Below are 23,455 nucleotides of genomic sequence, written 5' to 3' on the forward strand. Positions count from 1 at the left end.
GGACCGATCCGCCAGATGTGCAGATCGCCGATCGCGGCGTCCCGGTCCTCGAGCGCCTCTGTGTACCGTTCAGACGCCGCTTCGGCGTCGACCAGCACGGCAGCGGTATCGCGCAGCAGTGACCATGACCAGCGCCCGATCACGAACGCACCGACCAGACCCATTGCCGCGTCCATCCATGCCCAGCCGAGATACATGCCGGCGAGAAGGGCCACGATAGCCAGGACCGACGTCAGGGCATCGGCAAGCACGTGAAAATAGGCGGAGCGCAGATTGTTGTCGGCATGCGCATGGTCGTGGTGATGATGATGGTCGTGATCATGCCCGTGGTGATGATCGGCACCAAGCAGCCAGGCACTCGCGAGGTTCACCACGAGGCCGAGCACGGCGATCCAGATCGCCTCGGTATAGGCAATCGTGAGCGGACTGACGAACCTTTGAGCCGATTCAACCGCGATCCCGATTGCGAAGATGGCGAGGACAAGCGCGCTCGCGAAGCCGGCGAGGTCGCCCACCTTGCCGGTACCGAATGTGAAACGCGGGTTGTTCGCATGGCACCTGGCAAACCAGTAGGCGAACGCCGCGACGCCCAAGGCACCCGCATGGGTCGCCATGTGGATACCATCGGCGAGAAGCGCCATCGATCCGGTCCACAGGCCAGCGACGATTTCGACCACCATCATCGCGGCGGTCAAGGCAACGACATAGCGCGTGCGCCGCTCATGCGCGTCGTGCGAGGCGCTCAGGAAGTTGTGACCATGAGCGAGCGGATTGGAGTCGACGTGGTGCATGCGGGGCTGATAACCCGAGATGCCTTTCCAAGAAATCCCTCCTTGAACCGAAAAGGCAATCGACGACGATTGTCAGAGATGGTCGTCGCAGCCAACCGATCGTAGAAATGCTGCGGCGACCAACAGACTGTTATCCCTTAGTCTTGGATCGGGACGTGACGGTCCTGCGATCGACGACGGTGATCCGGCGCGCCTTGGCATCAATGACGAGCCGTTCGGTTACGCCATTGCCCGGAAAGGCGACGACATAACGCGGATTCAGCGAAAGCATCTGCTCGTTGCGCTTGAACCCGGCGCGGGCACCAAGCCGACGATCGAGCGAATAGGTCAGCTGCTGGACTTCGCGGCGTTCAGCCCAACTCGCGGCCAGGCGATCGGCTCCCTTGCCGTCGCCGCCATGGACCAGGAAGAGATCGGGAACCACATCGCGAACCTTGTCCAGCGTCGCCCAGATGTTGTCGGCATAAACGCGCGCGTCCTCGGCGCTTTCGAAGCTCTGGCGACCACCAGCAAAGACGACTGGAGTTCCTTCAGGGATCAAGGCGTGACGCCGGTTCTCAGCGCGTGCGCGGAGGAAGTCGCGGGCATCAATCACAGCCGAGGTAAGGTGGCGCGAATGGCTCGTGCGCGAGCCCGAAACAGGCTTCCACGAGGAACCGGTCTCTTCACGGTAAAGTGCTGCCGCCGCCTCACGCATCTGCTCGAAGGCCAACATGCTGGCTTCGGCAGCCTGCGCGCGCTCGACCTGCTCTTCCAGATTGCTCGAGTGCACTTCGGAGCCATCGGCCCATGCGAGGAGGACGCGGATCTCGTCGCTGGCCCGGTCGAGCTGAGCGGACTTCCGGCTGGCTGCGCGGTGGAAGAGATTGACCACGCCCCAGGCAATATCCTCGGCATCGGCCTCGAGAGCCGTGTCGGAAAACATCGCGAAGAGGTCGGACCATACGGCGCCAAGCGTCTGCTCAATCGCGTCCTCGCAAGGAAAGTCGGTCTCGTTGAAGGGGGCTGGCCTGATGCTAAGGCCCGAGAGATCGAGACCGTTCAATTGGTCGATGAAGCTGTCGTACATGGGGTGTCTCCTGATCGCGGGGACAAGGAGAGGAGGCACCATTGCCTCGGGCCTGTCCGCCGGAGCCCGATCAGGGCCGGGGAAAGGGGCAAGACGCACCGCGTAGCGGGAAACCTGCGGCCCTAGGCTGGCGCGGGCAACACGGGCCGACGGGCCGCAGGTTGCGGCTCGCCCCGACCGGCCCAAGGGCCTCTCCCGGCGGAGAGGGATGAGGCAGGATCAGGACCCGGTGTCGCAGTTGGATCGGGAGCGCTCGAAGATCGCTTCGCCATTCGAGAACCGACCGACCATGCGCAGCTCACCGAACAGGTGGATGAACCTACCCGAGACCTGGCCAAGCCAGTGCCGTGCTCTCGCCGTTCGTGGGTTGTAGAAATCGGCCTCCCAGTACCGGGCATCGTCGCGCTCGGCGAGCCAGATCGCGGCGAGCCCACAATAGGTTGATATGCCGCAATCGGCGAAGGCGTTGCGCAGGAGGATACGGTCCTCGCGGCCGCGCCATCCCTCGAAGCGCTCGAAGGAAGGAAAGGCCGCCTTCGTGGTGTCGATGATCTCGTCGACTAGGCATTCGTAGGCCCAGTCGACATCATCGTCTTCGCCGTCATCGAGCAGGCGAAAGGCCACCACGGAGCCGGTTGGATAGCTAACAGAACGTCCCATCTTACTGCTCCTCAGGCTGCATCAGCGAGATCGACGTCGGCCTCGCTTTCACAGGCTTGGTGACCACCCAGGTCGAGAAGCAGGCTGGCCGCTTCTTCGGCCTTGGCCGCAGCGGTGAGGATCGCGCGCTCGTCTGATTTGAGGATCTTGAGCCAGGAGGCGATGTAGCTGGCGTGATGGTCGAGGTGGGTGACCGGGAGCCCCAGTTCGGCCCCAAGAATGGCCGAGGACAGCTCGGCGATCAGTTCCTCGGCAGCATAGGCATCGCTGCCGAAACGGTTCTTGAGATCGCGGTCGAGCCGCGAAGAATGACCCGTCCAGTGCGAGAGCTCGTGCGCGAGCGTCGCGTAGTAGTGGTCGTAGGCATCGAAGAGTTCGGCTGGCGGCATGGTTACCCGGTCCCGCAGCGGCTCGTAATAGGCCTGCGCACCATGATGCCGCAGGTCTGCGCCGATATGGGCAAAGAAGGCATCGAGCCGGTCTTCGCGTCCTTCGGGCTTAAGCGCGGCAACCAGCGGCTTGGGATGGTAGAAAGCGGGCAGACCATCGCACTGCTCAGCGTTGAACACGGCATAGGCCTTGAGCACGCGCCGGTTCTCGGTGTCAGCTTCGCCTTCGGCGTTCTCGACCTCCCTGGTGTAGCTCTTGTAGAAGATCGCCATGGTCGATTTTTCGCCCTTGCGGACCTGTCCCCCGAGCGCCTGACACTGGCGATAGGTCATCCAGTAGGGCGAGGCGTACCCGCAGCCATCGGCCACCAGCCACAACCAGAAGGTGTTCATCCCGCGATAGGGCGTCCCGCAGGAGCGCAAGGGCCGCGAGACGGGCACACCGCGCCATGGCTTGACCCAGGGTTTTGTGCCTTGCTCGAGCTTTTCGATGATGGCGGCGGTGATGCGCTGAGCGGGCGAAGCTGAAGCAGTGCGGCGGGATTTGGTCATGGGAGGTCTCCTGATGACCGGGACGGAGATGCCCCGGCTCAGGAAGATCACAGCTCCCTCTGCTCTCTTCTAATGATGTCGGCTTTGCGCCCCATGTCGGCCATTCCATTGCTTCTCTGGGTCACCCATAAGCAGACGGTCATCAAGGTCTCACATGACGCTTTGGCGCCCTAGGCTTCCGATGATCTGGCATTCACCGATCTTGTCCGCTTGGCAGGACCGTAGCATCCGCCCCAGTTCTTCTCGTAGCGCCATTAGATCGGAGATCTTGCGCTCAACCTCGGCCAGTTGCTGCTGAACCAGTCGATCAACATCCTCACAGGGGTTGTCGTCATGGTGGGACAGGGCGAGCAGTTCGCGCACCTGCGCCATGCTGAAGCCGAGCTGTCGCGCGCGGCGAACGAATGTAAGCGCTGCCAAGTGATTGCCCGAATAGTCGCGGTAATTGCTGTCTGTGCGATCCGCAGCAGGCAAGATGCCTTCTCGTTCATAATAGCGGATCGTCTCCGCCTTTGTGCCGGTGGCTTTTGCAAGTTCTCCGATACGCATCGCTTGACCTTGTAGTTGCTACAAGGTGCATATGTTCTTGCGACTCGAACATTGCAAGGAGAGTGGCATGGCGAAGTCCTGCTGCCAGACACCGGAGCCTGACACCGCCACGCACAACGATCCGCGCTGGCGCTGCGTCCTGTGGATCGCACTCATCGCCAATGCAGTCATGTTCGTGGTGGAGATGATGGCTGGTGTAGCTGCTGATTCCCGTTCGCTCCAGGCCGATGCGCTTGATTTCTTCGGGGATGCCGCGAACTACGCGATCAGTCTTGGCGTTGCCGGGATGGCGCTCGCATGGCGCGCCAAGGCCGCTCTAGTGAAGGCCGCGACCATGCTCGCTTTCGGCGTGTGGGTAATCGGCTACGCGATCTACGGCCTCGTCGCTGGTTCGGACCCGGAGCCCCAGACAATGGGAGTGGTCGGCACGCTGGCTTTGGCGACGAACGTGATCGTCGCGCTCATGCTCTTCCGGTTCCGCGAAGGCGATTCGAACATGCGATCGGTATGGATCTGCTCTCGCAACGACGCGATCGGAAACGTTGCGGTTCTTGGCGCCGCCCTCGGCGTGTTCGGAACGGGAGACGCGTGGCCCGACCTGCTCGTCGCTTCGATCATGGCCGGATTAGCCCTGTGGGGTAGTGCCGAGGTGTTCCGCCACGCGCGACGGGAGCTGGCCCATGGATAGCAATACCACTCCCAGCAGGTATGCATTTCTCGCAGAAGAATACCGACGCGCAGCGAAGGCTTTGGACGAGCAGAATTTCGAGGAAGCCTGGCATCATCTCGAGCGGGCCCACGTGGTTGCCCAAGATCGCTTGGGACCGCACTGCGTCTCGCATTGGCGTATGCTGGAGCTTGCGTGGAGGAAGCGTGATTGGCACGAACTTGTCGGTCAGATATTCCGGCTTTTCCTTGCCCCCATAGGCAACATCACCGGAAGACTTCCAACCGGAAACAGTGGTCGTTCGAATGTAAGCGCATTCGCCCGGATGGAAATAGAGCCGGAAATCAGGCGTGTGCTTGGTCAATTGCCGTGTGGTGATGATCGCACGCCAAAGAACACCGGTGCGTAAATCGATGGTATTGTTATGAAATCACATTCCGTCTCGCGAGATAGTTCTTTCGCAGCCGAGCCTCCGCTGCTACCGGACGCGCGATGACCCGGCTCTTCGCCCGCTCCCTTTTGCTACAGCTCATCACGCTGTGCACCGCATTCGGTGTCCTGTGGGCTCCGGTGGCGGAAGCGGCTGAATGCGCGGGAGAGCCTCCGGTAGCATCTCAGCTCGAGCAGCACGACGAGCCCGGCGACGATGACCGTGGCCCGGAGAAGCACGGCGCCTGTGCTCATGGCCATTGCCATCATGCTTCGCAGGCCGTCGGGCGGTCGCCTGACGCCTTTGCCTTGAGCTCGGTCATGAGTGGCCTGCGCGCTGGCAACCAGCCCTCGTTCGCGTCCAATCTGACCGAACTGGCAACGCCCCCTCCTCGCGCCTGACGTTCGCCGCGCGTCGGACCTGTTTTCCGACGCCGAACTGAACGTCAGCAGAGGAATACCCTTCCATGTTCGCCATATCGTGGCGAGCAGCCCCCGTCTGGGGGCTGATACTCGCCTTGTCCACGGGACCTGCCAGCGCGCAGGACTCGCGTTTCGTCACGCTCGACGACGCCCTTGAACTCAGCGGGGTCGCCGATGAGGCCGATACCGCCATCACCAACCCCCGCCTCGTGGGACCCCGCGCGGAAACCGACGCGGCGGTCGCGCTTGTCGATCAGGCTCGCTTGAGCCCGAACCCCGAGATCTCGTTCGACGTCGAGAACGTCGCCGGCAGCGGCGCATTCTCGGGTCTCCAGTCTACCGAATATACGCTCTCCGTCGGCCAGCGTCTTGAACTCGGCGGCAAGCGATCCGCGCGGATCGGTGCGGCAGAAGCCCAGGCCGAACTGGCATCTCTCCGGGCCGACCTTACCGCGGTCGAACTGGGACAGCTGGTGCGCGAGCGATATCTCGCAGCTGCTGCAGCGGCTGCGCGGGTCGAACTTGCCGAAGATGTCGTGGCGCGTAACGAGGAACTGGCTCGCATTGCTGGTGTCCTTGTGGAGGTCGGCCGTGAGCCGCCTCTGCGCGCATTGAGGGCGGATGCGGCCCTTGCCGAAGCGCGCGCGCATCTGGTCGAGGCAGAGGCGGAGAGCCTGTCGGCTCGAACAGCGCTCGCGGCTCTATGGGCCGGCGGTGAAGCGCCGCTCGTTCCGGCGGAATTTCCGGATATCTCTCCGCCCGCTTCGCTTATGTCCGAGGCGCAGGAAAGCCTCACCTACAGGGTCGCGCGAGCCGAGAGCAATGTTGCGGCAGCGGAGATCGAGCGACAGCGGAGCCTGCGGATTCCCGATCCGACGGTCTCTGCGGGCGTGCGGCGCTTCGGGGAAAGCGGCGATAACGCCTTCCTCGTCGGTGTTTCGATCCCGCTTCCCTTTCGGGATCGCAACCAGGGCAACGTTGCGGCTGCCGAGGCTCGGTTGCGGGCAGCGAACGCTCGCGAAGCCGTAGCCCTCGCGGACTACGAGCAGGCGGTCGCCACCGCCCGCGCACGGTATCTTGGTGCCGAAGCGCGCGTCGAGACCCTGTCGCAGACATCGCTCCCGCAGGCGGAGGAGGCGCTACGCCTCGTGAGCATCGGATATCGCAACGGACGTTTCCCCCTGATCGAAGTTCTCGCAGCCGCAGAGGCACGCGACACGATCCGCGAGGCGCTCATCGCCGCCCGCGAACAGAGGGGCCTGGCCGCAGCCGAACTGATCGGGCTGGCCGCACAATGAAGGATATATCAATGACACGCAAAAAGCTGGCGATCCTCGTCGGTATCGTCATCGCGGTTGGCGCTATGGCGCTGATATTCTGGCCAACATCTGAGGTCGACGACCATGCACAGGAGGAAACGGCGGCCGAGACACCCGAAGGGGTGGTCACGCTTAGCGAAGAGCAAATTGGCGAGGCCGGGATAGAGCTGGCCTCCGTCCGGTCTGGAGCCGCTGTCGAGCTCGTCTTTCCGGCGACTGTCGCGGCGAGCCCGACTGCATCCGCGCGGATCGACGCCCGTGCTTCTGGCGTCGTTCGCTCGGTGGGCAAGACGCTCGGCGACTATGTGTCGCGCGGGGAAACCGTCGCCCGCATCGAAAGCGCGGACGCTGCGGCTCTCGCCTCGCAGCTCAGTGCCGCGCGTGCGCGGGTGGGCGAGCTGTCGGCCGCCTACGAACGCGAACGGCGGTTGTTCGAAGCAAACGTCACCGCCCGCCAGGACCTGGAAGCCGCGCAGGCCAATCTCAGCGTAGCGCGTTCGGAATTGCAACGGGCGCAGGCGGCAGTAGCAGCAGCCGGTGTCAGCGGTGATGGGCGATCGCTGGCAGTCACCTCTCCTCTGGCCGGCAGAATCACCGCGGCACCCATTGTGCTCGGAGCCTTCGTGAACGCCGGCGAGGAGCTTTACAGCGTGGTCGATCCGAACGGGCTTCAGATCGAGGTGGCGCTCCCTTCCGCTGAAGCCTCCCGCATCCAGCCTGGTGACGAGGCCGTGCTGGTCGTCGGCGATGGCCGCGAAATTGGCGCCCAGGTGCGTTCGGTCACGCCTTCTCTCGATCCGGAAAGCCGCAGTGCCACTGCGGTCCTGTCGTTGTCGCGCGGTATTCCTGGCCTTCAGCCGGGCGCGTTTCTCCAGGCGCGGATCAGACCTTCGGGTGAGATCGACCGCGACCGCATCGCGGTGCCGGAAGACGCTATCCAGGTGGTGGAGGGGCGCGATGTCGTTTTTGTCCGGACGAAGACCGGGTTCCAGGCCCGCGAGGTCCAAGTCGGAACTCGGTCTGCGGGCATGGTTACAATTCTCTCCGGCCTCCAGGAGGGATGGCGGATCGCTGTCGCCAACGCCTTCCTGCTCAAGGCCGAACTCGGGAAGGAGGGCGCCGAACATGGTCACTGAGACACGGCCCACGCCCGAGGTGGGAAACCACACCGATACGGCCAGCCATCGCCACGGTTTGATCGGGGCCATCCTCGACATCGCCGTGCGGTTCCGCTGGGCGGTCATCGTCCTCACCGTCTTCGCAGCGATCTACGGCGCCATGAACCTTCTGCGCCTTCCGATTGATGCGGTGCCGGACATCACCAACACGCAGGTGCAGATCAACACCAGCGCGTCTGCGCTCTCTCCCTCACAGGTGGAGACGCAGGTGACCTTCCCCATCGAGACCGGGCTTGCCGGGATCGAGGGGCTGGAGATGACCCGCTCGATCTCGCGTAACGGCTTCAGCCAGGTCACTGCGATCTTCGAAGAAGGCACCGACATCTACTTTGCGCGCCAGCAGGTGAACGAACGGCTAGCCCCGATCGGTGCGTCGCTGCCGGAAGGAGCGGAGCCCACGATGGGACCGATCTCGACCGGCCTGGGCGAAGTGCTCATGTATACGATCGAATACGAGTATCCGGGAGGTCGCGATGCGCCCAAGGGTGGTCGAACAGGCTGGCAGTCGGACGGGAGCTTCATCACCGAACGCGGTGATCGCCTCGACACCGAGGTCGCCAAGGCAGCCTATCTTCGCACGGTGCAGGACTGGGTCGTTGCTCCGCTCATGCGCTCCATTGACGGCGTTGCCGGGGTGGATTCGATCGGCGGCTATGAAAAGCAGTTCCTCGTCCAGCCCGATCCTGCTCGTCTCACCGGCTACGGCCTGTCGTTCGACTCAATGATCGATGCTTTGGAAGCGGCGAACCTCGCTGAGGGAGCCAACTTTGTCGATCGTGCCGGAGAAGCTCTGCTCGTCCGCGTCGATGCGCGGCTTGGGGGCACACAGGACATCGAACAGGCAGTGGTCGCGACCCGCGAGGGCGTTCCGATCCGGATCGGGGATGTCGCCTCGGTTCGCATCGGCGGCGATCTGCGAACCGGTGCTGCCTCGCTCAATGGCGAGGAAGCGGTCGTTGGCACGGTCCTGATGCGCAGCGGCGAGAACAGCCGCACCGTGGCTGCCGCCTCGGCCGAGCGACTGGAAGAAGTCCGCGCCTCGCTCCCTACCGGGGTGGTCGCCGAGATCGTCTACAACCGCTCGTCGCTGGTCGATGCAACCATCGCCACGGTCGAGAAGAACCTGGCCGAAGGCGCGCTGCTGGTCATCGCCGTGCTTTTCTTCATGCTGGGTAATATCCGTGCCGCGATCATTGCCGCGCTGGTCATTCCGCTGTCGATGCTGATGGCGGCGATCGGGATGAACCGGCTGGGCGTATCGGGCAATCTGATGAGCCTGGGGGCGCTCGATTTCGGGCTGATCGTGGATGGCGCGGTCATCATCGTGGAGAACAGCGTGGCGCGATTGGCCGCCCGCCAGCATCACGAAGGGCGCTTGCTGAACCTGAAGGAACGGCTCGCCGAAACGCGCGCCGCAGCGCAGGAAATGATCAAGCCCACGGTCTATGGCCAGGCGATCATCCTGCTGGTCTATGCCCCGCTGCTCACCTTCACCGGAGTGGAGGGCAAAACCTTCTCGCCGATGGCAATCACGGTGATGCTGGCGCTGGCTTCGGCCTTCGTCCTCTCGCTCACCTTCGTTCCGGCGATGGTGGCGGTGCTGCTGAACAAGAAGCTGACCGAGAAGGAAGTGCGCCCGGTGCGCGCTGCGAAGGCGCGCTATGGCCCGGCGGTGCGCAACGCGATCGCGCGGCCCTGGCCGGTGATCGGCGCAGGTGCGGGCCTGTTCGCGCTGGCCGCAGTGGTCTTCACCTTCCTTGGCAGCGAGTTCACCCCGCAGCTCGACGAACGCGATCTGGCGGTGCAGTCGCTGCGTATCCCCTCGACCGGGATCGAGCAATCGCTGGCAATGCAGCGGCAGGTGGAGCGCAAGCTGGCGGCCTTTCCGCAGGTCGCGCTGGTGTTTTCGCGCACCGGCACGGCGGAGGTCGCGAGCGACCCGATGCCGCCCAATGCATCCGATGCCTATGTCATCCTGAAGCCGCGCGAGGAATGGCCCGATCCGGACTTGGCGAAGGAAGATCTGGTGGCGCAGATGGAGGATGAGCTGGGCGGTCTCGTGGGCAATCTCTACGAGTTCAGCCAGCCGATCCAGCTGCGCTTCAACGAGCTGATTGCGGGCGTGCGCGGCGATGTCGCCGTAAAGCTCTACGGCGATGATCTGGAGGCGCTGACGGCGTCCGCCGGGGAAGTGGCGCAATTGCTGCAATCCACGCCCGGCAGTGCGGACGTCAAAGTCCAGCAGGTGACCGGCTTCCCCACGCTCGACGTCGATTTCGACCGCGCCACCATCGCCCGCTACGGGTTGACGGTGGAAGAGGTCGCGCAATCGGTGGCCATCGCGCTGGGCGGCAGGCCTGCGGGACTGGTGTTCGAAGGCGATCGCCGGTTCGATGTGGTCGTGCGCCTGCCGGATGCCACGCGCAACGATTTCGACCAGCTCGGCGCCTTGCCGGTGCTGCTCGACAACGGCGTGAGCGTGCCCTTGCGACAGCTTGCCAGCTTCCGCGTGGTGGATGGGCTGGCCGAGGTGCGGCGTGAGCAGGGGCGGCGGCTGGTGATCGTCAGCGCCAATGTGCGCGAGCGCGATCTGGGCTCTTTCGTGGAGGAAGCGCAGGGCAAGGTGGCCGAAGGCGTCACCCTGCCCCCGGCCTCCTTCATCGAATGGGGCGGTCAGTACCAGAACCTACAGGAGGCGCAGGCGCGGCTCTCGCTGGTGGTGCCGCTGTGCTTCGCGCTGGTGCTGCTGCTGCTGTTCATGGCGCTGGGCGGCTGGGTTCCCGCGCTGGCGGTGTTCAGTGCCATTCCGATGGCGCTGGCGGGCGGCGTGTTTGCCCTTGCCTTGCGGGGGATGCCGTTCTCGGTTTCGGCGGCGGTCGGCTTCATCGCCCTGTCGGGTGTGGCGGTGCTCAACGGGCTCGTGATGATGACGGCGATCCGACAGCGTTTGGCCGATGGCCTGCCGCTGGAGGAGGCGATCGCCGACGGCGCGCTCGCCCGGCTGAGGCCGGTGCTGATGACCGCGCTGGTCGCCTCGCTCGGCTTCGTGCCGATGGCGATTGCGACCGGCACGGGTGCGGAGGTGCAACGCCCGCTCGCCACCGTGGTCATCGGCGGGCTCATCACCGCCACCGCGCTCACCCTGTTCGTGCTGCCCGCCATCGCCCGGCTGGTGCTGCGCGGGCGGGACGACATTCCCGAAACAGAAACTGCTATCGAAGGAGCACCGCAACATGGCGGATGATCATAACCACACCGACGGGCACAACCACGCCCATGGGGACGCCAAACTGTTTGGCGTGCCGCTAGAACTGGCCTTCGCGATCCTGTCCGGCGTGACGCTGGCGGCAGGCTTCGCTGTGGAGAAGCTGGTTCCCTCGGCGTCCGACTGGCTCCCGCTGGCGGGCTATGTCGCGGCCTATTTCTTCGGCGGGTTTTTTACCCTGCGCGAAGCGGTGCAGAACGCGCTGGCGCGGCAATTCAAGATCGATTCCCTGATGCTGGTGGCGGCAACCGGGGCCGCGATCCTGGGCGAATTTGCCGAAGGGGCGCTGCTGCTGTTTCTCTTCAGCCTCGGCCACGCGCTGGAAAGCTACGCGATGGGCCGGGCCAAACGGGCGATCGACGCGCTCGCCGAATTGGCCCCCGATCACGCCACCGTCCTGCGCGATGGCACCGCAACCGAGGTGCCGGTCGAAGAGCTGGTCGTCGGCGATGTCGTGCTCGTGCGTCCCAACGAACGGCTGGCGGCGGACGGCTTCGTGATCAAGGGCCGATCAGCTATCGATCAGGCCCCGGTCACGGGCGAGAGCATTCCGGTCGACAAGGCCCCCGTCGCGGATCGCGCGGCGGCCCGGGCGCAGCCGCAGGATTTGAAGAACGAGGAGCGCGTGTTCGCCGGGACGATCAACGGCAGCGGCGCGCTGGAAATCGAAGTCACGCGCATCGCGTCCGAAAGCACGCTCAGCAAGGTCGCCGAGCTGGTCGCCGCGGCCGAGACGGGCCGCTCCCCCACCCAGCGCATGACCGACAAGTTCGAGCGTATCTTCGTGCCCGCCGTGCTGGCGCTGGCCGTGCTGCTGCTGTTTGCGTGGGTGGTGGTGGACGAGCCGTTCCGCGACAGTTTCTATCGCTCGATGGCGGTGCTGGTGGCGGCAAGCCCCTGCGCGCTCGCCATCGCTACGCCCAGCGCGGTGCTCTCGGGCATCGGACGCGCGGCGCGCGGCGGCGTGCTGATCAAGGGCGGCGCGGCGCTGGAAGACCTCGGCACGCTGACGGCAATGGCCTTCGACAAGACCGGCACGCTGACCGAAGGCGAGCCGCGCATCACCGACGTGGTGGCGGTGGACGGCGTTGAAGAGGCCGAACTTCTGCAAGTGGCCATCGCGGTCGAGGCACTGAGCGATCACCCGCTGGCCCAGGCGGTGGTGCGAGACGGTCGTGCACGGCTCGGCGATGCGGCGATCCCTGCGGCGGGTGGGCTCGAAAGCCTGACCGGACGCGGTGTGCGCGCGAGCCTCGAGGGCGAAACCGTGCTGATCGGCAAGGCGGAGATGTTCGGTGCCGATGGCATTGCTCCGCTAAATGAGCAGGCCTCCGCGCTGATCGAGCGCCTGCGCGCCGAGGGCCGCACGACGATGGTGGTGCGCCATGGTGCGCGCGACCTCGGCGTGATCGGCATGATGGACACGCTGCGCGAAGGCGCGCGCGAGGCGCTCGCCGAATTGCGCGCGCTGGGAATCGAGCGGATGGTGATGATCTCGGGCGATCATACCGGCGTCGCCCAGGCCATCGCCCGCGAAGTGGGACTCGACGAGGCACGCGGCGATTTGATGCCGCAGGACAAGGTCGACACCATCGCCGCGCTGAGCGAAGAGGGGATGGTCGCAATGGTCGGCGACGGCGTGAACGACGCCCCCGCGATGGCCAGCGCCACCGTGGGCATCGCGATGGGCGCGGCAGGTTCTGACGTGGCGCTGGAAACCGCCGATGTCGCCCTGATGGCGGACGATCTGCGGCATCTGCCCTTTGCCGTCGGCCTGTCACGCAAGTCACGCGCGATCATCCGCCAGAACGTCTATGTCAGCCTGGGAGTGGTGGCGCTGCTGGTCCCCGCGACGATCTTCGGCCTCGGCATCGGCCCGGCAGTGATCGCGCACGAAGGCTCGACCCTGCTGGTGGTGTTCAACGCGTTGCGCTTGCTGCGATACGAGCGATGACTGCAGAACCGTTTTTGGGGCCCGCAGGCAAACAATCGAATTTTGTCGGTTTCGGTTTCGACATTAAGACCGACAGATGAGCGTGCTTCGCTTTGGGATTGTCCGGCACCTGCGAAGGTGGCCATCACAATCGCATTCACATGACGACGGCGTAATTTTTCTCCAAGGTCTGCTTGGCTGCCTGTATTGCCAACACCTGCCAGTCCGCTAACGGCCCCGAATTTGACACGGAAAAGGCGGCCCGTCCCGATTGGGACGGGCCCGCCTGCCGAGTGACCTGGACCTGTCAGGAGGGGTCAGGCAGCCTGCTCGGCAATCTCGTCAGCTGTAACGTCACTGACCGGCTTTTCGGCTCCGGCGTCAACCAGTTCGCTTTCTTCGGGACGAGCAAAACGCATTATCGAAGGAACCCAAACCTGCGCCCGCTCCTTGACCTCAGCCTTGCCAATGAAGTTGCCCGAGAAGATGCGATCGGCAGCGCTTGCCAGTTCGGTCTTCTTCGAAGCAGCGTAGCGACTGACCAGTTCGGGACCACCCGCAGCATCGAGCGCTTCGAGTGTGCGAACCTTGGCCACACGGTCGAAGTAGTTGACAGCCGTGGGACGCCACCAATGCGCGGTCTCGATTTCGAGGAGCGAGCCGAGCGTCTCATGCATCGGTACCGAACGCTCACCTTCGCAGGCAAGGCTGGCGACAAGCGTGCGCGAGACGACATGGCCAAGCCAGGCCGAGCGCGCCTCGTCTGACAGTGCCCGGAACCTGGCGAACCGTTCGACATCGCTTGTCCCAGCACGCCAGCTTTCATCGAGCGACCCGGCAAACTCGGCCAGGGCAGCACTTGCCGGCGCATCCCTGGCTTCGAACCCGGTAACCGGGCCTGATGCTACCGGACCCACCAGTGTCGAGGCCTTCCTGGCGCGCCAGTCGTGCCCATCGGCATCAGCGAGCGTGAACACCATGAAGTCGAGCGCCAGTGCCGGATCGTTGGCGAGATGGATTGCCAGAATATCGCGGCGTTGCATTGCGAGCTCGTCGAGCAGGCGCTGCGACAGTGAGCTCCCCTTGGGCTTCGCCGCCCCGCTCGCCTCGACGGCCTCGACCACACCTTCGTCAGCGATGACTTCGGACTCGGTGTAGTACTGCGGAGCCAAGGTCGGCTCGCCAGTGCGCGAGAGGGCGAGGAAGGCACCAGCCTCGGATTTCAGTTCGTCGGGGAGCACCGGCGGACGATCATTAAGAGCGCGCATCGCGCGGTCGATCACCATGAGTTCCTGTTCGGCCTTGGCGACCTCGTCCTCGTCGCTGTCCTCGTCTTCGAGCACGGCGGCGACAAGGTCGTAGTCAGCCTCGAGCTCGCCGAGTTCCTTTACTTCCTGTTCGGTCATCGGCGCAGGCTCGCAGGGCAGACGGCTCATACCTTCAACAAGGTCATGGCTGACATAGGTGCCAAGCGTCGGGCGCACCCAGGCAAGGCCATATTCAAGCGCGGTCTTTTCTGCGGCTTCTTCCATGGCCTTGTGCGCGAGGTCCTCGAGCAGAGCGACATCGATCCAGCTCTCGCTGGCATCATCGTCGAACAGTTCGCGCTCGATCCGGCCGCCTGCGGCGAGGTAGGCGTCGCGACCGACGAGAACAGTGCGCGGGTCGGAACCGCGCACCGTGGCATCGAGCACCATGCGGCGGATCGTGTCGGGCGTGATCTGATACCAGGCGTCCTGCAGTTCGGCATAGACTTGCGCCTGGCGCTCGACATCGGAAATCGCACCGTAGGCCTTCGCCATGTCGAGCGTGATCGTGCCCTCGGCGAGCGCTTCGAAGACGCAGGGTGCCAGACTTGCCAGGCGCAGACGCCCTTCGACAAACCGAACGGTGAGGCCAAAGCGGCGCGCCACGTCTTCGGGTGTGGCCCCCGCCTCGATGATGGAAGCGAAGGCCTGGGCCTCATCGGCAGGGTTCATCGCGAGACGCTGGAAGTTCTCGGCAAGGCTGGCTTCACGCACTTCGCTTTCTTCGCCTTCGATGACGAGGCAGGTGACTTCGTGCGTGTCAGGCAAGGTGCCTTCTTCGGCCAGCGCCAGCAGCGCGGCGAGACGGCGACCGCCGGCCTCGACCTCGAACTTTCCGCGCTTTCCTTTGCGCACCACGAGGTTCTGCAGCAGGCCCCGCGCGGCGATGTCTGCCCGCAGCTGGAGGTCGGCTAGCGCATCGCTCGACTTGCGAACGTTGCGCGGGCTCGGAACAAGCTTATTCAAGGGGATCGACTGGATCATGGGTGTTCTCCTGATGGAATGAAGGCGCAGGTGAGGATCACGAGGCCCACAAGCCCAAAGGGCTCCCTCCACTCTCTTCGATGGCTGTGGCGACCATCTATACGACCGGGCTGGGGCGATCAGGGATCGGTTGAGTTCAGTCCATGAGAGCAGTTGTTTTCGATGCGCGAACCCATCGGCAGGCCCGTCATCACTGGGCACAGGCAGAATATTCGCCCGGATTTAAGGAAGGACGTGATCAGGCTCCGGCGCTACGCGACACGGGAGCTTATCGATTCATTCAGTCACACGGAGGGGAGGAGATAAGGGGGAAACTTGAGCGCATTCGGAGGCAGCGCTCGGGTTCATCCGGACCCTGACCTCTTCAGCGGAACCTATGCCTATCCGCTGCTGAGCAAGCGCTCTTCGAGAAGCGTCCGAAAATCCCGGCGCGCATCAGCAATTACGAACACGGTCACCTGACCGGGTGCTGGATCGGGCCGATACCCGTAGATGATGCGGAATGGAGAGCGCGACAATTGCCGAAAGTCGGTGATCCCGAGAGCCTCAAGTTCCGGTGGAATCGGTCCTTTCTGAGGATTGTTCACAAGGGATTCGATAGACGCGACAAGGTCATCCAGCAGTGCGTCCGCACCATCGTCGCCATCCGGCCCGCGCTGCGTCAGGCGGCGCTGCCAGATACCCGCGAGATCGCGCTCCGCACCGGAGGTGATCTCGATCGCTACGGCGACCGTCATCATTCAGTTTGACTTACCCCGTACGCGATCCGCAAGGCCTGCCACCGGGCGGGTCCGACCGGCGGCAACATCGGCCTGTCCGAGCGCCAGAAGTTTTAGCAGAGCGAGCGTTTCCTGTGCGCGCTCGTAGCTGGCGACATCCTGCAGAACTGCCTTGGCTTCGCCATTCTGCGTGATGACCATTGGCCCGGCGCCATCTCCAATCTCCCGGATAATTTCGGCGCTGTGGGCCTTCAGATAGCTGATCGGTTTGATGCGTTGGTCCAGTTTCATCGAACACCTTAGGACTTAATTTGGTCTCCATATAGACCAGTTTAGGGCAAATGAGAAGTTCAGGGCTCGATTGCGATGCTTTGGAGGATCTTGCTTGCTCTCGACATCGGGACAAACAGCCGCGTGCGGTAACGGATGATCTCGGTGAAGCAGCCCTTGCCCTTGTACCAGTCGAGGCGATCGGGCGAGAACCCGGTCAGTTCTAGGCGCTGTTCGCCGCCGACCAATGAGCGCTTCACGGTAAGTGGATCGTGGCTCGCGAGGCACAGAGGTTTTCCGCTTGCAAGGACGAGGGCGCCGATTTGCTCTACCAAAGGTCCTCTAACACCTGAGAGGCCAAAGGTCTCGGCGATCGCAGCGAGATCGACATCGAGCACTTCGCGCCCGATGATCGACTGACCATCCTCGGCAACGAGGCGGGTGACGCGGACATGATCGCCGGGGAGGCGTTTCCAGACGGGCAGCAGCAATCCTGTGGCCAGATGGACGCGCTCGGTCACCGGGCAAGCGGCAGCCTCCTCTTCCTCGGCCCGCCAGGCGCTGGTGAACGCAGTGACGCCAATTTCTTCCCAGTGGCTCTCAGCGAGTGCCTGAAATGTCCAATTCGCGGACTTGAGCGGGCGCAGCAGGCGGCGGCGTTCGATCACGGCCCCGTCGTCAGCAATGAGGCGTCGGGCAGGAACCGACAGTGCGACCATGCCAGAGCGCGCATTGCGCATCGGGATCGCGTGCACGCTGCCGATCGCGTGCATCCGCACCAGGCGCTGCAATCGTAGGGGCCGAAGGTGCCTCGTTACTTCGAGCGACACAAGACGGGTCTCGGCTCCGGTCACGGGGTCCGTGCGCAGGAGTTCGTCGGCGAGGACAGTGAAGTGATCGACCCTCACGGTTTCTAGCCCCTGGTCGAGTGTTCCGGCCTCGCGCGCAGTTTCAATCCGCGCTTCGACGAGGCCGAGATATTCGTCGAATATGGCGTTCTGGAGTGCGATCGGGAGCGCGAGGATGCGGTTGAGCCAGCGCTGGATCGTCGGGAGATTGTCGGTCAGCCCCCCATCGGGGTTTTCGAGCCGCAGCCCGGTCCTCTCAACGAAGTTGCCGAAGCTAGTGGCTTCGAGCTTGCCGTCATAGAGCAGCTGGAACCAGCGGCTGAGCGCGTCGCGCGCATAGTCGCTTTCGAGATTGTCGGCCGGGTCGAACAGATTCTGCCCGCCGGTCTGGCGCTGGCCGCGCGTCAGCGCGCCCAAGGCATCGAGCCTGCGGGCAATGGTCGAGATGAAGCGGCGTTCGCCCTTCACATCGGTGGTTACCGGCCGGAACAGCGGAGCCGAGGCCTGGTTGGTGCGGTTGGTACGACCGAGCCCCTGGATCGCGTTATCGGCGCGCCAGCCCGGCTCGAGCAGGAAATGGACCCGGCGTTGCTGGTTCCGACAGCCGAGGTCGGCATGGTAGGAACGCCCCGTGCCGCCGGCATCCGAGAAGACCAGGATGCGCTTGGTCCCTTCCATGAAGCTTTGCGCTTCGGCGACATTGGCACTGGGGCTTCGCCGCTCGAGGCGCTGCTGGCCATCACGGCCCAGGACAAGCCTGCGGGTGCGACCCGTGACTTCGGCCACGGCGTCGGTTCCGAAGTGCTCGATGATCGCGTCGAGTGCTGTTGCGATGGGCGGCAGCGCGCAAAGCTGTTCAATCAGCGCATCGCGCGCGGCCATGGCGCGCGGGCAGAAAATGGGATTGCCTTCCTCGTCGCTCATCGCCTCGGAACGAAGATTGCCATCCTCGTCGGCGAAGACCTGCATCAGGCGCACAGGGAAGCTCTTCGCAAGATAGTCGATGACATATTCCCGCGGGGACAGATCGATGTCGAGCGCTTCGCGTTCCTCGTCGGACAGGTCGGCAAGGCGCCGGTCGAGCATGGCCTCGGCGGTCGAAACCAGCTGCACGACAACCGAATGCTCTTCGCCAAGCGCTACTTCCATCGCGGGGATCAGGCTCGGCAATTTCATCGAAAGCAGGAGCTGGGCAAAGAAGCGCTGCTTGGTGCCTTCGAAGATCGACAGCGCCGCAGCCTTGGCATTGCGGTTGAGCGTGTCGCCGCTGTCCTCGTCGACCACGCGGGTTGCTTCGAGCGCAGCTTCGAGGTTGCGGTGAATGATCGCCCAAGCATCAGCATAGGCATCATAGATTTTTATCTGCGCTTCGGTCAGGCTGTGTTCGAGGATCTCGTACTCGACCCCGGCGAAGGACAGCGCACGGGCAAGATAGAGGCCTTGGGCCTTGAGATCACGGGCGACGAGCTCCATCGCCGCGACGCCGCCAGCGCGGATCTCGGTCATGAATGCCTCTTGGGTCGGAAAAGCGGTCTCGGGTCCCCAAAGGCCGAGGCGGGAAGTGTAACCGAGGTTGGCGATATCCGAAGCGCCAGTAGCAGACGCGTAGAGCACGCGGGCGCGCGGGAGATGGTTCTGCAGCCTGAGGCCCGCCATCCCTTGTTCGGAGCCCTTGACCTTGCCGCGGATTGAAGAGCCCCCGAGCGCATTGGCCATAGCATGGGCTTCGTCGAAAGCGATCACGCCGTCGAAATCCTCGCCCGCCCAGGCAAGGATCTGGTCGAGCCGCGTATCCTCGGCGCGGCCCGAGCGCAGCGTCGGATAGGTGACGAAGAGAATGCCTTCGGACATCGTTACGGGCTGGCCCAGCTTCCAGCGCGAGAGCGGCTGGAGATCGAGCGGCAGCCCGCCAAGCGCTTCCCAGTCGCGGCGTGCATCTTCGAGCAGCGCCTCGTTCTTGGTGATCCAGACATGTCGGCCCTCGCCTGCGAGCCAGCGATCCATGATGACCGCGGCGATCTGCCGTCCTTTGCCCGCTCCGGTTCCGTCGCCGAGGAAGAAGCCTTGGCGGTAGGAGTGTCCGTCCTCGGAGAGTTCCAGCGAGGTGCCTTCCTGGCTCACCTTGAACTGACCCGGAAGATCGCGCGCAAATGCCTGGGCAGCGTAGACCAGTGTCTCGCATTGCGCTTCGGACAGCAGGCCATCGGCCTGCCAACATGCGGGAAGGCGCGGGCAAACATCGGGCTGCGGTGCCGCGACCGAACCCATGGCAACCGATTCCACGAGCGGGGTGGGATGGGACGGAGCGCCTTCGAACGCGATGCGGCTGGGCCGGTAGGGGAGATATATGCCTGTCTGTTCGGGCACCGGCGCGGGGGCGGCCAAGACCGAATAGGCAAGGTCGATCGCATTCGCCGTGGCTGCTGGTGTCGCGGCGAACGGCGCCACCGGCCGAACCGGCGCGCTTTGGGCCAAAGTCTTGCCAACGAGGCGCACTGGCTTGCCAAGCGGCAGGCGATGGATCTTGGCGGAGGTCTGTACGCGTAGCGGAAGCGCGATGATAAGCTCGTGGAGTTCGATCAGGTCGTAGGTATCTCCGGTGATCGCTGGCGAGGACACAGTCGGCGTCTTGTCGAACACGACCAGGCGAACAGCGATCCCCGTCCCTGTCCGGCGAAACATCTGCTGCAGCCGAAGATTGAGGAGCAGCGACGCTTCGTCCTGTGCCTTGGCGAAGGTGGAAGCATCGAAGCCTTCGGGCATGATTGCGACGATCCTCGCCCTATTAGCAGCGGCCCGGATTGCACCGCGCAGGTGACGCATAGCGGTCTCACCGTCCTTACCGCGTTCCTGGCTGTGAGCGAACGGCGGGTTCATCAGGACGACAGACGGAACAGGGCCGCGAAGCAGGTCGGCGATGAGTTCCCCGTCGTGCGCAGCGATGGTGGCCGAAGGAAAGATGTGGCTTAGGCCGTCTCGTCTTGCCGGATCGATCTCGTTGAGGACCAAGGTGGCGTTCTGGGCGCTGCCCCAAAGAGCAAGGGCACCATTGCCTGCGGACGGTTCGAGTAGCGTGTCGTGCGCATAGACTGCTGCGGCCTTCGCCATCAGCCAGGCCAGCATCGGCGGGGTCGAGAACTGCTGGAGCTCGACCTGTGCTTCGCTGCGAACGTGCCGGGGCGGCAAGGCTGCTTCGAGCCAGTCGAACCGCGCTTCGGCCTCGTGCACACTGGTCGCCAGATCTATGCGCGAAGACTCGCGAAGCCAGAGCAGCGCCCCGATCTCGACCGCGTTGTTGTAGTCGTCGATCGTCCAGGCACCTCCCCAATCCAGAACACCGGTCTCTTCGGCGAACAGCCCGGAAATGTCGGTACGGGTAAGATGACGTCCCGAAGCAAGAAGCGCGGCAACTCGGGTGCCAATGGCATAGGCCAAGGGCATGGACGGCAACTGCTCGCCGGCGGGAAACAGGTCTGATTGAAACATGGCAATTCGTCCTCCTGATGGGGGCATCGGGTCACGCCCTCTGCCGGATCAGGAATACGAGAAGCTCTCTCTCCTCTACCGCGCCGCTTTGCGGCGCAGCCATGCTGTGAGTTCATCGTTCCAGTCGGTGTCGCGTGAGGATGGTTTGCGAACGTGGATCGTCCGCCCATCGCGGGCATAAGCGGCCAGGCCACGCGACGCAGCCAGCTCGCCGCCAGCATCGTGATCGACGAAGAGGTGAAGCTCGGTCACGCTCTCAGGCACGCTGACGAGACCGAAGCGCTCATTGCCCAGGGTCGCCCAGACGGGAATGCCGGTGAGAGCATAGGCCGACATCGCGCTCTCGACCCCCTCGGCAAGGCCAAGCTTGCCGGAAACTGGAGCGAAGAGACGAACAGCAGCTTCACCGAGCGCGCCGAGCGCGCGTTTCGGCTTTTCGAAATCGGCCTTGGCATTGCCCGAAAGGAACGTGCGATGGACGGCGATCGGCCCCTCGTCGAGGCTGACCGCCGCAATCATGGCCGGCAAAAAGCGGGTGCATCCCTTCGGACCAAGCGGCGTTCGTGGATGGAAGCGAAGAGCCGGAGATGCGGCGAGGATGCCGCGGCTCTCCAGATAAGCCTTTGCCGGACTGGCACGCAGTGGCTGTGCATCGCGCCAGATCCTCAGCGCTGCCGCCGAGGGTTTGCGGGTGCTGGTCGATTCGGGTTCGTTGGTGGTCGCAGAACCCGAAAAAAGCGCCGGTGCCTCGAAACCTTCACGCGCCAGAGCAGCCAGCACGCTCTGCTGATCGCATCCCGCGAAACAGTGGAAGAGGATGGCCTGTCGGCCGAGCGACACACCGAGTGAAGGCGTGCGGTCATCATGCGCGGGGCAACAGGCCATGCCCTTTGTGCCGGACCATTTGCCCCCTCGCGATTCGCAAATGCAACGGGCGGTCTCGGCAAGCGACCGGTTGGGATGAGTTTGGACAGACAGGGACATGCGAGCTCCTCAGCATGCAAAGTGGCCCCCTCATCAGCGCTCCTCTCCTCTCCCAAAGGCAGGCATTCGCGGCTTTCCTACAAGCACATGTTCTTTTTATGTTCTCTTTCGATTCGAATCAATGGAGCACAAGTCGAGATGAACTGCCTCAATTGTCTGTCCGCGCTAGCGGTCGCCTGTCTGGGGATGATCGCGACCTCCTCACAGCAAGTTCGCGCCCAGGATTTCACCTTGTTCGAGCACGCGATCGTTCCGCCGAAGACGGACCAGCAGCCGGATAGGGAATATCTTCCTGCAATTTACCAGGCCGAGCCAGCAAACGTATCCTACCGGGAAGGCTTGTATATGGCGGCGATAGCCGAGGCTGAACGCCGTTACGGGCTTCCGACCAACCTGCTTCGTGCTCTTATCTGGGCTGAGTCCCGCTTCAATCCGATGGCTGTTAGTCCAGCCGGTGCTGCCGGGCTGGCTCAGCTTATGCCGGCCACGGCGAGAGAACTGGGCGTCCGGAACCGTCATGACCCTCTTGCATCAATCGACGGTGGTGCCAGGTACCTTCGCGATATGTTGGACCGGTTCGACGCAGTCCACCTGGCCTTGGCTGCTTACAATGCTGGCCCAGGTGCCGTCTCCCGATCACGCGGCATTCCCAACAATGGTGAAACGCCGCAATATGTCCGGTCTGTGTTGGGACGTTGGCAAGCAATTGGTACGTACAATTGACGAAACTGCCTGATTTCCGGCTATTGTCTGAAATCATGTGCCGGAATGAAGACGGACAACGCCAGTGAATGAGACCCCCGGTGCGCCGTTCGATTTTCGCAAGGCGTTGAAGGCACAGAAGCGCCGGAAGCTGAGAAAAGAGATCGCGTTGGGTTTGGGAGCATTCGCGATCGTATTTGCTGGAGGGATGCTGGCACTCAACTGGCCAGTCCATGATGCCAGCCTTGCTAACGACGATCAGCAGCCTCAGGCTTTATTCCAGCAAGCAAGCTCCCCACAATTCGACATCTGCGGATCCATCCGGCGCACATGCGTCGTGGATGGAGATACTTTCTGGCTTGATGGCGTGAAGATCCGGATTGCCGACATCGACACCCCCGAGATCAGCGCGCCTCGTTGCGACTATGAATACCAGCTCGGCATGCGCGCGACGCACCGCCTTGTCGAATTGCTGAATGGCGGGCCCTTTGAACTGAGGACCATCGGTAGCAGAGACGAGGATCAGTACGGTCGCAAATTGCGGGTTGTAACGCGCGGCGGCCGCTCGCTTGGCGATCAGCTGGTCAGCGAAGGCCTGGCGCGAACCTGGACCGGGAGACGTGAACCATGGTGCTGAACCGCGATCAGGAATTGTGGGCCGTCGCGCTCTGGGCCGAAAAGAACCATGGCGAAGAGGGAACCGCGTATATCGCGCAGCAAATCCAGCGGCTATCCAACGAAGGGGACGAGGCAGGCATAGCAACGTGGAAGACTGTTGCTGAGCGCTTCGATCAGCTTAGCTGCCAAAGCTCTATGAACTGAGGCTCGGCACGATGCGGAAGTGGCTTAAGGTCTGGGGCATCAGAATTGAGTTCGCCTTGCTCGCGTCAGTGTCCCTGATAGGGCTTATTGTGTTGAAAAACTCGGCCTG

Annotated in this window: 20 protein-coding genes; 10 read left to right on the forward strand and 10 right to left on the reverse strand. The window is 63.6% G+C overall.

The window, feature by feature from the left end:
• The 5 genes from dmeF to AAFM29_RS05405 form a co-directional block, all read right to left on the reverse strand.
• The coding region (gene dmeF / locus AAFM29_RS05385) for a CDF family Co(II)/Ni(II) efflux transporter DmeF (protein WP_341711765.1) at positions 1-791 on the reverse strand (791 nt) is incomplete at its 3' end.
• Between the two features lie 130 nt (positions 792-921).
• Entirely contained in the window at positions 922-1,860 is a 939-nt protein-coding gene (locus AAFM29_RS05390) for a DUF2493 domain-containing protein (protein ID WP_341711766.1), read from the reverse strand.
• 219 nt (positions 1,861-2,079) lie between these two features.
• Positions 2,080-2,520: a hypothetical protein gene (locus AAFM29_RS05395; protein ID WP_341711767.1), complete on the reverse strand. Its 441-nt coding sequence runs from the start codon at positions 2,518-2,520 to the stop codon at positions 2,080-2,082.
• 11 nt (positions 2,521-2,531) lie between these two features.
• Positions 2,532-3,461: an ArdC family protein gene (locus AAFM29_RS05400; RefSeq protein ID WP_239807263.1), complete on the reverse strand. Its 930-nt coding sequence runs from the start codon at positions 3,459-3,461 to the stop codon at positions 2,532-2,534.
• Between the two features lie 150 nt (positions 3,462-3,611).
• The gene (locus tag AAFM29_RS05405; protein ID WP_341711768.1) at positions 3,612-4,010 is read right to left on the reverse strand and encodes a helix-turn-helix domain-containing protein; all 399 of its coding nucleotides are present in this window, start codon (positions 4,008-4,010) and stop codon (positions 3,612-3,614) included.
• A gap of 67 nt (positions 4,011-4,077) precedes the next feature.
• On the opposite strand from AAFM29_RS05405, the gene AAFM29_RS05410 reads away from it, so the two are divergent.
• From AAFM29_RS05410 to AAFM29_RS05440, 7 genes are all read left to right on the forward strand, one after another.
• Complete coding sequence (locus AAFM29_RS05410) at positions 4,078-4,698, forward strand: cation transporter (RefSeq protein WP_341711769.1); 621 nt, start codon at positions 4,078-4,080, stop codon at positions 4,696-4,698.
• Positions 4,691-5,086, forward strand: a complete 396-nt coding sequence (locus AAFM29_RS05415) for a DUF3703 domain-containing protein (protein ID WP_341711770.1) — start codon at positions 4,691-4,693, stop codon at positions 5,084-5,086. Before AAFM29_RS05410 ends, AAFM29_RS05415 begins: the two co-directional genes overlap by 8 nt.
• Before the next feature lie 83 nt (positions 5,087-5,169).
• Complete coding sequence (locus AAFM29_RS05420) at positions 5,170-5,508, forward strand: hypothetical protein (RefSeq protein ID WP_341711771.1); 339 nt, start codon at positions 5,170-5,172, stop codon at positions 5,506-5,508.
• A gap of 65 nt (positions 5,509-5,573) precedes the next feature.
• The gene (locus AAFM29_RS05425) at positions 5,574-6,827 is read left to right on the forward strand and encodes a TolC family protein (RefSeq protein ID WP_341711772.1); all 1,254 of its coding nucleotides are present in this window, start codon (positions 5,574-5,576) and stop codon (positions 6,825-6,827) included.
• 11 nt (positions 6,828-6,838) lie between these two features.
• Positions 6,839-7,984, forward strand: coding sequence for an efflux RND transporter periplasmic adaptor subunit (locus tag AAFM29_RS05430; RefSeq protein ID WP_341711773.1), 1,146 nt, complete (start codon positions 6,839-6,841; stop codon positions 7,982-7,984).
• A gap of 58 nt (positions 7,985-8,042) precedes the next feature.
• On the forward strand, positions 8,043-11,270 hold the full coding sequence (locus AAFM29_RS05435; protein WP_341711790.1) for a CusA/CzcA family heavy metal efflux RND transporter: 3,228 nt from the start codon (positions 8,043-8,045) through the stop codon (positions 11,268-11,270).
• Positions 11,260-13,245, forward strand: coding sequence for a heavy metal translocating P-type ATPase (locus AAFM29_RS05440; protein ID WP_341711774.1), 1,986 nt, complete (start codon positions 11,260-11,262; stop codon positions 13,243-13,245). The genes AAFM29_RS05435 and AAFM29_RS05440 overlap by 11 nt, the downstream gene beginning before the upstream one ends.
• A gap of 296 nt (positions 13,246-13,541) precedes the next feature.
• On the opposite strand, the gene AAFM29_RS05445 is transcribed toward AAFM29_RS05440, so the two are convergent.
• The 5 genes from AAFM29_RS05445 to AAFM29_RS05465 form a co-directional block, all read right to left on the reverse strand.
• The gene (locus AAFM29_RS05445) at positions 13,542-15,515 is read right to left on the reverse strand and encodes a ParB/RepB/Spo0J family partition protein (protein ID WP_341711775.1); all 1,974 of its coding nucleotides are present in this window, start codon (positions 15,513-15,515) and stop codon (positions 13,542-13,544) included.
• Positions 15,516-15,895: 380 nt separating this feature from the next.
• Positions 15,896-16,252, reverse strand: coding sequence for a type II toxin-antitoxin system RelE/ParE family toxin (locus AAFM29_RS05450; RefSeq protein WP_341711776.1), 357 nt, complete (start codon positions 16,250-16,252; stop codon positions 15,896-15,898).
• 3 nt (positions 16,253-16,255) lie between these two features.
• Entirely contained in the window at positions 16,256-16,525 is a 270-nt protein-coding gene (locus AAFM29_RS05455) for a type II toxin-antitoxin system Phd/YefM family antitoxin (protein WP_010240558.1), read from the reverse strand.
• A gap of 59 nt (positions 16,526-16,584) precedes the next feature.
• A complete protein-coding gene (locus tag AAFM29_RS05460; protein WP_341711777.1) occupies positions 16,585-20,838 on the reverse strand; it encodes a strawberry notch family protein in 4,254 nt (1,417 codons plus the stop codon).
• 75 nt (positions 20,839-20,913) lie between these two features.
• A complete protein-coding gene (locus tag AAFM29_RS05465; protein ID WP_341711778.1) occupies positions 20,914-21,822 on the reverse strand; it encodes a toprim domain-containing protein in 909 nt (302 codons plus the stop codon).
• 138 nt (positions 21,823-21,960) lie between these two features.
• Between AAFM29_RS05465 and AAFM29_RS05470 the strand changes: the two genes are divergently transcribed.
• The 3 genes from AAFM29_RS05470 (at position 21,961) to AAFM29_RS05480 (ending at position 23,346) form a co-directional block, all read left to right on the forward strand.
• The gene (locus AAFM29_RS05470) at positions 21,961-22,545 is read left to right on the forward strand and encodes a lytic transglycosylase domain-containing protein (RefSeq protein ID WP_341711779.1); all 585 of its coding nucleotides are present in this window, start codon (positions 21,961-21,963) and stop codon (positions 22,543-22,545) included.
• A 64-nt stretch (positions 22,546-22,609) separates the two neighbouring features.
• Complete coding sequence (locus AAFM29_RS05475; RefSeq protein WP_341711780.1) at positions 22,610-23,161, forward strand: thermonuclease family protein; 552 nt, start codon at positions 22,610-22,612, stop codon at positions 23,159-23,161.
• Positions 23,152-23,346: a hypothetical protein gene (locus AAFM29_RS05480; RefSeq protein WP_341711781.1), complete on the forward strand. Its 195-nt coding sequence runs from the start codon at positions 23,152-23,154 to the stop codon at positions 23,344-23,346. Before AAFM29_RS05475 ends, AAFM29_RS05480 begins: the two co-directional genes overlap by 10 nt.
• Positions 23,347-23,455 lie beyond the last annotated feature (109 nt).

The sequence above is a fragment of the Erythrobacter sp. genome, assembly GCF_038133525.1.
Classification (GTDB): domain Bacteria; phylum Pseudomonadota; class Alphaproteobacteria; order Sphingomonadales; family Sphingomonadaceae; genus Qipengyuania.